Below are 12,817 nucleotides of genomic sequence, written 5' to 3' on the forward strand. Positions count from 1 at the left end.
GCATGCTTGCCGTGCTGTGTCTGGCGCTGGGCGCCAGCGGCTGCGCCATGGTCAAGCTGAAATCCGTGAGCGCGGCGGAGTACATCCAAGCCAAGCGCGGCGACCCGCTCAGCACCGGCCATCTCGGCACCCAGGCGACCGAGACGCTCGCGGTGCTCGGCCTGAGCGAAAGCGCCTGCAGCACCCAGACCCGGCATTGCGCCGAGCAGTTGCTCGACAGCGACGGCCTGGCGCAGGAGCGCAAGCTGGCGGCCATCGCCGAACTGTGGCTGCAGGCATCGCTGCGCACGTCAAGGAGCCAGCCGAGCAGCGACATGGAACTGACCGCGTGGCTGGAGACCGCGCGCTACGCCTATGCCTACCTGTTCTTCAGCGATCGCGCGCCGGACGAACGCGCCTTCGAGGACCGTCAGACCCAGGTTCGCGACTATTACAACTTCGCGGTACAACAGGCGGTGTCGTTGCTGTTCGTGCGCTTCCAGCGGCAGGGCCAGCAGGCCGACAGCGCGGCGGAACTGTCGGCGCTGCCTGGCTGGAGGATCGTACTGGACGTGAGCCAGTTGGGCGCACTGCAGGAGATGCCGATGCCGGGCGCGATGCTGCCGGCTGGCGGCATGCGCTTCACCGGGCTGCGCGGCCTCCACCGGCGCGACGGGTTCGGTTCGGAGATGGTGGCGCTGCTACCCAATGCGATGTCGCTGCGGGACGAGGCAAGCGAGCCGGACGAGGCGAGTGCGGCCTACAGCGCAATGCCGACGCCGAACCTGACCGTGCTGCTCCGCTTCGATGGCGGCACCCTGGCCAAGGTACTCGCCAGCCGTGCGGTACGGGTGGAAGCCTACGATCCGTACCTGAGCGCCCGCACCACGCTGGGCGGCCGCACAGTGCCCTTGGCCGGCAACTTCAGCGCTGGCTACGGGGTCTGGATGGCACGCTCCGGCTTCGCCAAGCAGTCGTTGCGTACGTTGTTCGGCATGGCCCATGGCATCGACCGGCCGCATATCTTCCTGACCCAGCCCTACGATCCCAACCGCCGGGTGCTGGTGCTGCTGCACGGCCTGGCCAGCAGTCCCGAGGCATGGGTGAACCTGGCCAACGAACTGCTGGGCGACGAACAGGTGCGCGCCCGCTACCAGATCTGGCTGGTCTATTACCCGACCAATCTGCCGATTGCCTACAACCACATGGAGATCCGCAACGGCCTGGAACAGGCGCTGGATCATTTCGATCCGCAACGGCGCAGCGCCTCGGCGCACGGCATGGTACTGGTCGGGCACAGCATGGGGGGCGTGCTGGCGCGGTTGATGGTGTCCTCCAGCGAGGGCGACCGACTCTGGCAGCGCCTGTTCGGCAACAGCACCCTGTCCGCGCAGGCGATGCAGGCAGTGCAATGCAAGTTGTCGCCGATGATGCATTTCGAGCCGATGCCTGAAGTCTCCGAGGCGATCTTTCTGGCCTCGCCGCATCGTGGAACCCCGCATGCGACGGGCACGCTCGGCACCCTGGTGGGACGCCTGATCGGCATACAAGCGCGCATTGTCAACCAGTTCCAGGACATCGCCCGCACCGGCGCGGTCGGCAAGCTGCCGACCAGCATGGACAACCTGAGCGATCGCGACGACTTCGTCCGCGCCGCCGCGGAGCTGAAGATCTCGCCGCACGTCGCCTATCACTCGATCATCGCCCGTCGCGACGCCCAGGTGCCGCCGCCGCAATCCGACGACGGGTTCGTGCCGTACTGGAGCGCGCACCTGGACGGCGCGGCGTCGGAGACGGTCATCGCGTCCGGGCACAGCGTGCAGGAAACGCCGCAGGCGATCCTCGAGATCCGCCGGCTGCTGCGAGCGGCGCCGTAAGCCGCGTCACTTGCGCCGACTGGCGGGGAGTACCAGTGGAGTGTCTGCAGGTCGCGTTCCGGTCAGGCGAAGCCGGTGGAACCGGCGCTATCGGGTCGAGCGCGAATCGCCATTGCCGCAAGCCTTGGCGTTCGGCGCCTTGCGTTCTCGCGATGGCCGGGCGCGCGCCGGCCTCAGGTTCCGCGGGCGCCACGGCGGCGACGCTACACTCGCTCGGTGACGGTTGAGTCATTCTGCGCAGATGGCGGCCCGCCACGGCTGCTCGGGCTGCCTGCCGGTCGGCGTTCGCCTCACCGCTCAAGGTGAGGCCGCATCAAGGCTTCGAACCATTCGATGAACGCGATGAGGCGATGCGAGCGCTGCCGCCGATTCGGGTAGATGAGCGACACCGGCATGGGCGCGGCGCGGAAGTCAGGCATGACCTCCACCAACTCGCCCCGGTCGAGCAGGTGCTGCACGTCGAAGCGCGGAATCTGGATCAATCCCATCCCGGATACGCAGCAGGCGATATAGTTCTCGGCGTTGTTGACGATCACCCGGCTGGGTACGGGCACACGCTGTTCGGCGCCCGAAACGCGGTACTCCCAGGGCAGTTCCCGTCCTGTGGAGGCGGAGGCATATCCCACAGACCAGTGGCTCCTGGCCAGTTCATCGGGATCGCCGGGCATCCCGTGCTCATGCAGATAGCCCGGACTGGCGCAGTTGATCAGCGCGATATGGCCGATGGAGCGCGCGACCAGGCTGCTGTCGTGCAGTGTGCCGATCCGCACGGCGCAATCCACGCCTTCGTGCACCAAGTCGATCACGCGGTCAGTGGCGCCCAGGGCCAATTGAAGACGGGGATAGCGACGCAGAAATCCTGGCAGGGCAGGGGCTATGAGCCGGCGGGCGATGCGGCTGGGCACGTCCACGTTGAGCCGCCCTGAGATCTTGCGTTGGCCGGCCTGGAACAGCTGGCCGATGTCTTCGGCTTCGGCGAGGAACAGACGGACGCGCTCGAGCAACTGGACGCCATCGGCCGTCAATCGCACCTGCCGTGTCGTCCGATGCAGCAAGCGCGTGCCCATCGCCGATTCGAGGTGCTGGATGGCCGCCGACACCGATGCGCGCGGCAGGTCCAGTGCGTGGGCGGCCTTGATGAAACTGCCCATCTCGGCCACTTGAACGAAGACGCGATACTGGTCGAGTTTGTCCATTCGGCCTTTTTACATGACCTCGCAGGTGCCGGCAGCCGGATCCCGCATGGCAGGTTTCATCCGCCGAAGCCGCCCCAGGTCGAGGAATGCCCGCTCCTGGGAGCGCGGTCTCCCGCCCCACGAGCCCATTGCAGTGCAGGACGCGGTCGAAATCGGCGACTCATGTCCAGATAGCCGCTACTTGGTCGTGTAGCCGCCATTGATGAGAATGGTCTGGCCGGTGATCCACCAGCCGTCGCTGACCAGATGGCGAATGAAGGGCACCACGTCCTCGATGTCGGTCAGGCCGGTCTTGCTGAAGCCCGAGAGCGCCGCGGCTGTCTTGTGATAGGCCACTGCATCGGCGCCTTCGGCCGGGTAGAAGAACGGCGTGTCCATCGGACCTGGACCCACGGCCGTCACCGAGATGCCGCGCGCGCCGAATTCCTTGGACGCTGCCCGGGTGTAGTGCTCCACTGGCGCTTTGGTGCCGGCATAGGCGGCGTAGAACGGGGTGAACGCGCCAAGCAGGGACGTGACTACGGTGCAGATCTTGCCGTTGTCGTTGAGGTTCTTGCCAGCTTCCTTGAGGAAGAAGAACGCCGTCTTGGAGTTGACGGCCGTCATCTCGTCGTACTCGGCTTCGCTGATCTCGGCCATCGGCTTCTTGAGCACCTTGCCCACGGTGTTGATGGCGATGTCTGGCTTGCCCGCAGCGGCGATAGCGTCGGCGAACAGCTTCTCGACCGCGCCGGCCGTCGTCAGGTCCGCCTGGATCGCCGCGGCCTGCGCCCCTGCCGCCTTCACCGCGGCGACCGTCGCGTCGGCGTCGGCCTTGCTGCCCTCGCTGTTGTAGTGGACAACGACGGCCTTGGCGCCCTGCTGCGCGAGATCGCGGGCGATGAGTCCGCCGAGGTTCTTGGCCCCGCCGGCGATGAGCACGGTCTTGCCCTTGATGGAATGGTCTGCCATGGCGGCCTCCTCTGAAGGCGTGTTGGGAGATCTGAGTCTAGAAGGCAGAAAGAGATAGATAAGCCATGTATGGCTGGATGGATTGTCCAGCAAAACGATCCAATCAAGGCTTGGAGAAAGTCGTGCCCGGTCTTCCGCCTCCACGGGCAAGGCACGCACTCGCACTGCGCGCGGGCCAAGCGCTGATACACGTGGCTCAACGGCCGGAAGATGGCATCGGGAAAATCGATGCGTCCGAACCGACACCGTCTCCGCTGATCCGCCAGGCTTCATTGACCCCATCCCCGTATGTGCGTTTTCCTGGGTGCCTGTCGATACTCTTCAAGTCCTGTTTCCATGGCAGGACGAATCGATCGGGCGTTTCCATCCGGAGCCGCCTTCGGATGGAGACCCGTATTACGTACGTGTGCGCATGACCGGGAGGCATGCGGTGCGCGATGCGGGAGACAAGCGGCTCGCGACGAGAGTGATGCTGCTGAGATCGGCGCGGGAGGGGCGGCCCTGTCCCCGCCATCCAGTTCGTCGGATAATGGCGCTCCAAGGCTGCTTGGCGGCTGCCGATGAGTGCAATGGAGCGTGTATCAAAGCCGTCGAAATCCCGAATATCCTTCAAAATCAATTGGATGATGCAGACGTGCTGCTGATGCTCGACAACTACGACAGCTTCACCTACAACCTCGTGCAGTACCTGCAGGCGCTCGGCGCGGAGGTCAAGGTGGTGCGCAACGATGCGCTGAGCGTGGACGAGATCGAGCAGCTGGCGCCGGAACGCATCGTGATCTCGCCCGGCCCGTGCACCCCGGACCAGGCCGGGGTTTCGCTGCAACTGATCGAGCGGCTCGGCCAGCGCACGCCGATCCTCGGCGTGTGCCTGGGCCACCAGAGCATCGGCCAGGCCTACGGCGGCGACGTGGTCCGCGCCGGCACCATCATGCACGGCAAGACCTCGCGCATCCGCCACGAAGGCCGCGGCGTGTTCGCCGGCCTGCCGGACCGCTACGAGGCCACCCGCTACCATTCGCTGGTGGTCGAGAAGACCACGCTGCCGGCGTGCCTGGAAGTCACCGCCTGGACCGAGAACGAGGACGGCTCGATCGAGGAGATCATGGGCCTGCGCCATCGCCAGTTCCCGGTCGAGGGCGTGCAGTTCCACCCCGAGTCGATCCTCACCGAGCATGGCCACGCGTTGCTGAAGAACTTCCTGGAGCGCTGATTCCGGCGTTCAGCCGGCGGCCGCCACCGGTTCGCCGAGGTTGAGCATCAGCCGGTTGGCCCAGGCGAAGATCGCGATGCCGTGGATCAGGTCTAGGATCTCAAGATCGTCCAGGCCGGCCTCGCGCAGCGGGCGCAACTGTTCGGCGCCGATGGCGCTGGGCGCCAGGGTCAGTTCGACCGCGAAGTGCACGATGGCGCGTTCGCGCGGCGTGGTACCGGCGCTATGCGGGTCCTCGAAGACCTGGATGATCGCGTCCTCGCGCCGTGACAGTTGCTCGAAGCGACGCGCGTGCACCGAGCCGCAATAGACGCAGCCGTTGACGCGTGAGACCGCGGTGGCGGCCAGTTCGCGCTCGGCGCGCGGCAGCCCGCCGGGGGCGTACATGATCGCGTTGTAGGTGCGCGAGCGTTGGCGCAGCACGTCCGGCTGGTGCGCCAGGGTCAGGTAGTACGGCGACTGGCGGGCGTTGGCGCCGCTTTCGTCCAGCACTTCGAGTTGGGCCGGGCTGGCCCGCTGCGGATCGACCGTTTCCAGCCATGGCGACCAGGCCAGTGGCGCGTCGGTGAAGCCGTGGATCTCGATCATGCCGCCGCCTCCAGTGCGGCAAGCGCGCGTAGCCCGGCGGCGAGCCGGACCTGGTAGGACAGGAAGGCGATCAGTTGCGACAGTGCGACGATCTGTGCGGTGTCCAGCCCGGCCACGGCGAGCACTTGCAGCGCCGCGCGGTCGCCGTCCAGCGGGCGCAGCAGCAGGGTGCGTGCGTAGCGGAGCATCGCCTGCAGCCGGGTGTCGGCGATGGCGTCTTCCCGGCCGCGCTCGGCCGCCTCCAGCAGCGCCGCGTCGGCCGGCAATTCCAGCAGGCGCCGGCGGTAGTGCGACGCCAGTTCCGTCGCGTCGGACAGGCGCGCGGCGTGCAGCGCGACCAGCAGCCGGTCGCGCAGCTCGGGCGGGGGAAGAGCGGAATCGAACAACGCTTCGTAGCTGCCCTGGGTGCCGTCGCGGACCTTGTCGCGGCGCCGGCGCAGCGCGTCCAGCGGCGAGTCGGCGGCGATGCCGAGGGCAGCGTCGATACAGTCGGGCGTCGAAGGGGTCATGGAGTGTCCGTCGAAGGGAGGGAGGGGCTCAGCGCGGTGCCGGCGCGATGTCGTAGGCGCGGATCCAGTCGTCGCCGCGCGGCTGCCAGTGGATCCGCGGCGAGGCGGCCCAGGTTGCCGGCTGGGCGTAGAGGAAGATCACCGGCGCCTGTTCGCACAGGTGCGCCTCGGCGCGGTGGTAGATGCGCTCGCGCGCGACCGCGTCCAGCGTGCCGCGGCCCTCGGCCAGCAGGCGGTCCAGTTCCGGATCGCGGTAATAGGCGTAGGGGCTGTCGCTGTGCAGCAGCGACAACAGGCCGTCGGCGTCGATGGTCGGCCAGGCGTGGGTCAGCAGCGACAGCGCGCCGAGCTTGCGCGCCTTGATGTACTTGTCCATGTAGTAGGCCGAGTCCAGCTGGGTCAGGCGCACGTCCAGGCCGACGGCCTGCAACTGCGCGGCGACCACCTGCGCGACCTCCTCGCCCTGTGGGGTGTAGTTGACCGGCACTTCCAGTTCCAGCCGCGTGCCGGCGGCTATCCCGGCCTCGCGCAGCAGCGCGCGGGCGCGCGCCGGGTCGTAGGGATAGGGCTTCAGCACCGGGTCGAAGCCGAGGTACTCGGGGGTTAGCAACTGGCACTGCAACACCGGCGCCTGACCGTCGAACAGCGCTTGGGAGATCGCCTGCTTGTCGATCGCGTAGTTGAGCGCCCGGCGCACGCGGACATCGTCCAGCGGCGGTGCCAGCGTGTTGAGCTTGACGAACACCGAGCGGATCGACGGCACGCTGCCGGCCTGCGCGCGGCCGCTGGCGCGGATGCGCGCGACCTCGGCCAGCGGCAGCCCGGTGATCAGATCGACCTCGCCGGCCAGCAGCGCGGCCACGCGCGCGGTGGCCGCGGGGATGATGCGGAACTCGACCTCGGCGAAGGCCGGCTTGCGTCCCCAGTAGCCGGGATTGCGGCGCAGTCGCAGATGGTCGCCGGGGACGTTCTCGACCAGTTCGTAGGGGCCGCCCGAGCTGACCTCGGTGGCGGGGTCGTGGCGGGCGGCCCAGCGCGGCGGCAGCAGCAACAGCATAGACAGCTGCGCCGGCAGTGCCGGGAACGCAGTGCGGGTGTGGATGTCGAGCGTGCGCGCATCCGGCGCCTCGACCCGTACGATCGGCTCGAACCAGAACCGGATGCGGGCGTGGATGGCCGGGTCGAGCACGCGCTCCAGGTTCCACTTGACGGCGGCCGCGTCCAGCGGCTCGCCGTCGGCGAAGCGCGCGCCGGGCGCGAGGCGGAAACGCCAGTGCGTCGGCGAGAGCGCCTGCCACGACTCGGCCAGCGCCGGGCCCAACTTCAGGTCCGGGCCGCGCTCGACCAACGCCGGATACAGGTGGCCGAGCACGCTGAGGTTGCCGCCCACCGCAGCGGTCATGTGCGGGTCCAGCGTGGCGAGGTCGGCCGGCAGCGCGATCACCAGCGCTCGCGCGGCGGACTCGGGTGCGGTGCGGGGGGCGCAGGCGGCCAGCGCCAGCGCGAACAACATCGACAGGAGCAGCCGTGGCGTCATTGCAGCACCCAATGCCCGGGCGCGACCTCGCGCAACGCCGCATCGGTGGCGGGCGCATGGCGTGCCGGGTCGAAGTCGATGCGGCGGCGCGTGCGCTCTACGCGTGGGTCGGCCACCGGCACCGCCGACAGCAGCGCCTGCGTGTAAGGATGGCGCGGATCCTCGAACAGCTGCGCGGTCGGCGCCAACTCGACGATGCGCCCGGCGCGCATCACCGCCACGCGCCGGCTCAGGTACTGCACCATGCTCAGGTCGTGGCTGATGAACAGGTAGGCCACGCCGGTGTGCTGCTGGATGTCCTGCAGCAGGTTGACGATCTGCGCCTGGATCGACACGTCCAGCGCGGTGATTGGCTCGTCGGCGACGATGAAGCGCGGCTGCAGCGCGATCGCGCGGGCGATGGCGATGCGCTGGCGCTGCCCACCGGAGAACTGGTGTGGCCAGCGCTGCATCAGGGCCGGGTCCAGCCCGACCTGCCGGAACAGTTCGGCCACGCGCTGTTCGCGCTCGCCGCGCCCGCGTGCCAGCCGATGCACCTGGAGTGGTTCGGCGACGAATTCGCCCACGCGCATGCGCGGGTCCAGCGCCGAGTACGGGTCCTGGAAGATCATCTGCATGCGTTGGCGCAGCGGCCGCAGTTCGCGCCGGCCCAGGCCGCCGAGCGCGCGGCCTTCGAAATGCACCTCGCCGGAGGTGGCCTGCTCCAGCCGCAGCAGCAGGCGGCCGACGCTGCTCTTGCCCGAGCCGGACTCGCCGACCAGCGCCAGCGTCTCGCCGGCGGCCAACCCGAACGAGACCCGGTCCACGGCCAGAGGCGTCGGGGAGTGCAGCGGTCCGGCGCCGCCGTAGCGCTTGCACAGGTTGTCGGCGCGCACCAGCACCTCGTTGCCGCTCATGCGCACGACTCCTCGGCCAATGCGCGCCGCAGGTCGTACCAGGCCGCGACCAGGTGGCCGGGCGCGGCGTCCTCGGCCGGGCGCAGCGGCGGCAGTTCGCGCCGGCAGCGCTCGGTGGCGTAGGGATTGCGCGGCTCGAACGGATCGCCCGGTGGCGGCGCGAACGGGTCCGGCGGCTGTCCGGGGATTGCGCGCAGGCGGCCGCCGTGGGGACGACGAGGCGACACTGAGCCGGGCAGCGAGCGCAGCAGGCCCAGGGTGTAGGCGCTGCGTGGGTCGTGGAACAGCGCATCGACCGGGCCGCGCTCGGCGATGCGGCCGGCGTACATCACCTGCACGGTGTCGGCCAGGCGCGCGACCACGCCCATGTCGTGGGTGATCCAGACCAGCGCCATGCCCAGCGCATCCTTCAGTTCGCGCAGCAGGTCGACGATCTGCGCCTGCACGGTGACGTCCAGCGCAGTGGTGGCTTCGTCGGCTATCAGCAGGCGCGGACGGCAGGCGATGCCGATGGCGATCATCACGCGCTGGCGTTGGCCGCCGGAAAGCTGGTGCGGGTACTGCTGCAGGCGCCGCGACGCGCGGTCGACGCCGACCTGCTCCAGCAGTTCGAGGCAGCGATTCCTCGCCGCTTCCCGGTCCAGCCGCAGGTGCCGGTACAGCGGCTCGGCAAGCTGGCGGCCGATCGTCAGCAGCGGGTTCAGCGAGGTCATGGGGTCCTGAAATACGAAGCCGATGTCGCGGCCGCGGATCTCGCGCAGCGCCGGCTCGCCCAGCGCCAGCAGGTCGCGCCCGCCCAGCATCACCCGGCCGGACACGCGCGCGACCTTCGGTTCCAGCAGCCCGGCGATCGCCAGCGCCTGTACGCTCTTGCCGCTGCCGCTTTCGCCGACGATGGCCAGGGTCTCGCCGGCGGCCACGCTGTAGCTCACACCGTGCACGATCCGCACGGTCCCGCGCGGGGTGGTGAAGCTCACCTGGAGGTCCTCGACCTGCAGGAGCGGCGCTGCGCGGTCTCGGGCCATCAGCCGCGGGGGGCTTTCCGGGAAAGGCCCGGCCGCAACGGAAGTCGCTCCTGCAGGTGGCGATGCGCTGTTGCTCATCTCAGGCCTGCACGAAGCCGTCGTGGCCGCCGGTCAGGAACTCGTGCCCGTCGGCGCTGATCAGCACGGTGTCGGAGATCTGCGTGCCGCACACCGGCGGCACCCGCAGGTTCGGCTCGAAGGTGATCAGCATCCCCGGTTCCAGCACGTACGGCGAATGCGCGTCCAGCGACAGCGCCTCGTGCGCGCCCAGGCCGATGCCGTGGCCGATCCGGCCGGGAATGTTGCGTGGGTAGCCGCGCCGCTCCAGCCCGGCCTTGGCGGCCTGGAACAGCTCGGCGATCGGCGTGCCGGGGCGCAGCAACGGGCGCAGCGCTTCGCGCAGTTCGAAGATCGTGTCCAGCGCATGGCGATGGCTGTCGGGGATCGCGCCGCGGGCGACGGTGCGCTCGATCTCGGCGTGGGTGCCGTTGGCGCTGGTCCAGATCAGGATCGAGCTCAGCTCGCCCGGCTGCGGCCGGCGCGTGGTCGGCACGTCGGCGTTGACGAACATGCGCTCGCCGCTCAGCACCCAGGTCTGCAGGCCGTGGAACACGCCGCCCTCCAGGCTGCCGAAGTCGGCCACCTCCACCTCGGGATAGCGTTCGTTCCAGTGCCGGCCCATCGCTGCCTGTGAGGCCAGGGCGATCTCGCGCTCGCTGCCGCCCTCGCGCAACGCGCGCACCGCCGCGTCCATGCCGACGTTGGCCAGGTCCGCGGCGATGCGCGCGTCGGCGATCTCGGCCGCGCTCTTGAGCATGCGCGCCTCGAAGAACAGCTTGGAGCTGTCGGCCCAGCGCGCCTGCGGCAGCGCCTGGGCCAGTTGGCGCTGGCGCTGCACGGTCAGGAATTCCTCCTCCACGCCGATGCGCGCGCGCTCCAGGCCAAGCTCGGCGACGATCGTCGCCAGCGCCTGGAGCCAGTCCGGCCCCATCGTCACCTTGGTCGACCAGGCGCCGTACAGGTGGATGTGCTCCAGCGCGGTGCTGGCGCGCGCGTGGTCGTCGCGCAGCGCGTGCACCAGCAGCCGCGGCTCGCCCTCGCGCGGCAGCAGCGCCACCACCGGGTGGCTGTAGATGATCGGGTTGAAACCGCCCAGGTAGTAGCTGTGCTCGGGCTTGAGCGTGATCAGCAGGTCGATGTCCTGCTCGGCCATCGCGCGGCGCAGGCGCTGGAGCTTGTCGTGGGGGTCGGTCATGGCGATTCCAGGTTCCGGAAGAGAAGGTCAGCGGCGGGGATCGAGGTGGTCGCGCAGGTGGTCGCCGCCCAGGTTGATGGCCAGTACGGTGGCGACGATGGCGATGCCGGGGTAACTCACCACCCACCAGGCGCTGGCGATGTAGGGTTCGCCCTCGGCGAGCATCCGGCCCCAGCTGGCGGTGGGCGGCTGTACGCCCAGGCCGAGGTAGCTCAGCGCCGCCTCGATCAGGATCACCCGCGCCAGCTCCAGCGTCGCCAGCACCAGCAGTGGGCCGAGCAGGTTGGGCAGCAGGTGGCGCAGCATGATCCGCAGCGGGCCGGCGCCGATCGCGTGCGCGGAGAGGATGAACTCGCGCTCGCGCAGCGCCAGCACCTGGCCGCGCACCACGCGCGCGAAGCGGGTCCAGCCGGTCAGGGCGAGAATGATCACGAGGTTGGCGATGCCAGGCCCAAGCGCGGCGACGATCAACAGCGCCAGCAACAGCGTCGGCAGCGCCATCTGCATGTCGGTCAAACGCATCAGCACGCGCTCCCAGGCCCCGCCCAGGTAGCCGGCGACCAGTCCGAGCGCGGTGCCGGCCAGGCCGCCGAGCAGCACCGCGCCCAGCGCCAGCGACAGGGTGATGCGGCTGCCGTGCAGCAGCCGCGCCAGCAGGTCGCGACCGAGCGGGTCGGTGCCGAGCCAGTGCTGCCAATTGGACGCGCGCAATCGCTGCGCCAGATCGATGTGGTCCGGGTCGGGCAGGCCCGGCCACGACGCGCCGAGCAGCATCAGCAGCGGCAATGCCAGCAGCGCCGGCATCAGCCAGCGGCCGCGCGCGCGCGGCAGCGCGACGGCGTTCATCGCCCGCTCCTGCGCAGGCGCGGGTCGAGCAGGCCGTAGCCCAGGTCCACCAGCAGATTGATGCCGACGTAGGCCAGCGCGATCACCAGTACCGCTGCCTGCACTACGGGAAAGTCGCGCCCGCCGATGGCCTGGATCAGCAGCCGGCCGATGCCCGGCCAGGCGAACACGGTTTCGACCACGATCGCGCCGCCGAGCAGCTCGCCGGCGAGGATGCCGGTGAGCGTGAGCACCGGCGCCAGCGCGTTGCGCAATACGTGCCAGCACAGGATCGTCGCCGGCAGCAGGCCTTTGGCGCGCGCGGTACGCACGTGGTCCTCGGTCAGCACCTCCAGCACGCTGGCGCGCAGCAGCCGCGCCACGCTGGCGGCGATCGCCGCGGCCAGCGTCAGCGCCGGCAGCAGCAGGTGCGCCGGGCCGCCGTTGCCGCCGGTCGGCAGCCAGCCCAGGCGCACCGAGAATCCCATGACCAGCACGATGCCGAGCCAGAACGCCGGGGTGGCCTGGCCGAGCGCGGCCAGCGCCATAGCCGTCGCGCGCAGCCAGCGCGGACGCGCCAGCGCGCCGATCAGGCCGGCCGCCAGTCCCAGCGCGACGCCCAGTCCCAGCGCCGCCGCGGCCAGCGTCGCGGTGGCCGGCAGCCGTTCCAGCACCAGCGCCAGCGCCGGTCGCCCGTGTACGAACGAGGTGCCGAAGTCCCCGTGCAGAGCCGCCAGCAGGTAGTGGCCGTATTGCAGCGCCAGCGGTCGCTCCAGGCCGAGCGCAGCGCGCAGCGCGGCCAGCTGTTCCGGGCCGGCGCCGACCGGCAGCAGCAGCGCCGTCGGATCGCCGATCATGCGGGTGGCGACGAACACGATGCTGACCGCGCCCCAGACCGCCAGCAAGGCGCCCAGCGCGTGCCCGCCGACGTGGCGCAGCAGGCCGGCCGTCACCGCAGGCTCCCTG

General features: G+C 69.7%; 12 protein-coding genes. 2 read left to right on the forward strand and 10 right to left on the reverse strand.

Annotation, left to right across the window (positions count from 1 at the left end; all coding sequences use genetic code 11):
* Positions 1-2 precede the first annotated feature (2 nt).
* Entirely contained in the window at positions 3-1,856 is a 1,854-nt protein-coding gene (locus JR065_RS16060; RefSeq protein ID WP_206235353.1) for an esterase/lipase family protein, read from the forward strand.
* A 290-nt stretch (positions 1,857-2,146) separates the two neighbouring features.
* Here the strand turns inward: JR065_RS16060 and JR065_RS16065 are convergent, their stop codons facing one another.
* Together JR065_RS16065 and JR065_RS16070 are read right to left on the reverse strand one after the other, a co-directional pair.
* Entirely contained in the window at positions 2,147-3,052 is a 906-nt protein-coding gene (locus JR065_RS16065) for a LysR family transcriptional regulator (RefSeq protein WP_206235311.1), read from the reverse strand.
* A 177-nt stretch (positions 3,053-3,229) separates the two neighbouring features.
* The gene (locus tag JR065_RS16070; protein WP_206235312.1) at positions 3,230-4,003 is read right to left on the reverse strand and encodes an SDR family oxidoreductase; all 774 of its coding nucleotides are present in this window, start codon (positions 4,001-4,003) and stop codon (positions 3,230-3,232) included.
* 634 nt (positions 4,004-4,637) lie between these two features.
* Between JR065_RS16070 and JR065_RS16075 the strand changes: the two genes are divergently transcribed.
* Positions 4,638-5,216 carry a glutamine amidotransferase-related protein gene (locus JR065_RS16075; protein WP_206235354.1) on the forward strand — a complete coding sequence of 193 codons (579 nt, stop codon included), beginning with the start codon at positions 4,638-4,640 and terminating at the stop codon, positions 5,214-5,216.
* Between the two features lie 9 nt (positions 5,217-5,225).
* Here JR065_RS16075 and JR065_RS16080 read toward each other — a convergent pair whose 3' ends face one another.
* From JR065_RS16080 to JR065_RS21760, 8 genes are all read right to left on the reverse strand, one after another.
* Positions 5,226-5,804, reverse strand: coding sequence for a peroxidase-related enzyme (locus tag JR065_RS16080; protein ID WP_206235313.1), 579 nt, complete (start codon positions 5,802-5,804; stop codon positions 5,226-5,228).
* Complete coding sequence (locus JR065_RS16085; protein ID WP_206235314.1) at positions 5,801-6,313, reverse strand: CMD domain-containing protein; 513 nt, start codon at positions 6,311-6,313, stop codon at positions 5,801-5,803. Before JR065_RS16085 ends, JR065_RS16080 begins: the two co-directional genes overlap by 4 nt.
* Positions 6,314-6,341: 28 nt before the next feature.
* The gene (locus JR065_RS16090; protein ID WP_206235315.1) at positions 6,342-7,850 is read right to left on the reverse strand and encodes an ABC transporter substrate-binding protein; all 1,509 of its coding nucleotides are present in this window, start codon (positions 7,848-7,850) and stop codon (positions 6,342-6,344) included.
* Positions 7,847-8,746: an ABC transporter ATP-binding protein gene (locus tag JR065_RS16095; protein WP_206235316.1), complete on the reverse strand. Its 900-nt coding sequence runs from the start codon at positions 8,744-8,746 to the stop codon at positions 7,847-7,849. Before JR065_RS16095 ends, JR065_RS16090 begins: the two co-directional genes overlap by 4 nt.
* The gene (locus JR065_RS16100; RefSeq protein WP_206235317.1) at positions 8,743-9,723 is read right to left on the reverse strand and encodes an oligopeptide/dipeptide ABC transporter ATP-binding protein; all 981 of its coding nucleotides are present in this window, start codon (positions 9,721-9,723) and stop codon (positions 8,743-8,745) included. Before JR065_RS16100 ends, JR065_RS16095 begins: the two co-directional genes overlap by 4 nt.
* Positions 9,724-9,850: 127 nt before the next feature.
* Positions 9,851-11,026 (reverse strand): M24 family metallopeptidase, encoded by a 1,176-nt coding sequence (locus JR065_RS16105; RefSeq protein WP_206235318.1) that lies wholly within the window; start codon positions 11,024-11,026, stop codon positions 9,851-9,853.
* Between the two features lie 27 nt (positions 11,027-11,053).
* A complete protein-coding gene (locus JR065_RS16110; protein ID WP_206235319.1) occupies positions 11,054-11,872 on the reverse strand; it encodes an ABC transporter permease in 819 nt (272 codons plus the stop codon).
* Positions 11,869-12,804: an ABC transporter permease subunit gene (locus JR065_RS21760; protein ID WP_206235320.1), complete on the reverse strand. Its 936-nt coding sequence runs from the start codon at positions 12,802-12,804 to the stop codon at positions 11,869-11,871. Before JR065_RS21760 ends, JR065_RS16110 begins: the two co-directional genes overlap by 4 nt.
* Between the last annotated feature and the right edge of the window lie 13 nt (positions 12,805-12,817).

It is taken from the genome of Xanthomonas sp. (genome assembly GCF_017163755.1).
GTDB lineage: Bacteria > Pseudomonadota > Gammaproteobacteria > Xanthomonadales > Xanthomonadaceae > Xanthomonas_A.

Bases quoted from the DNA above. Each gene is read 5' to 3' on its own strand.
- JR065_RS16060 (WP_206235353.1), top strand. From the start codon at position 3: ATGCTTGCCGTGCTGTGTCTGGCGCTGGGCGCCAGCGGCTGCGCCATG.
- JR065_RS16065 (WP_206235311.1), bottom strand. From the start codon at position 3,052: ATGGACAAACTCGACCAGTATCGCGTCTTCGTTCAAGTGGCCGAGATG.
- JR065_RS16070 (WP_206235312.1), bottom strand. From the start codon at position 4,003: ATGGCAGACCATTCCATCAAGGGCAAGACCGTGCTCATCGCCGGCGGG.
- JR065_RS16080 (WP_206235313.1), bottom strand. From the start codon at position 5,804: ATGATCGAGATCCACGGCTTCACCGACGCGCCACTGGCCTGGTCGCCA.
- JR065_RS16085 (WP_206235314.1), bottom strand. From the start codon at position 6,313: ATGACCCCTTCGACGCCCGACTGTATCGACGCTGCCCTCGGCATCGCC.
- JR065_RS16090 (WP_206235315.1), bottom strand. From the start codon at position 7,850: ATGACGCCACGGCTGCTCCTGTCGATGTTGTTCGCGCTGGCGCTGGCC.
- JR065_RS16095 (WP_206235316.1), bottom strand. From the start codon at position 8,746: ATGAGCGGCAACGAGGTGCTGGTGCGCGCCGACAACCTGTGCAAGCGC.
- JR065_RS16105 (WP_206235318.1), bottom strand. From the start codon at position 11,026: ATGACCGACCCCCACGACAAGCTCCAGCGCCTGCGCCGCGCGATGGCC.
- JR065_RS16110 (WP_206235319.1), bottom strand. From the start codon at position 11,872: ATGAACGCCGTCGCGCTGCCGCGCGCGCGCGGCCGCTGGCTGATGCCG.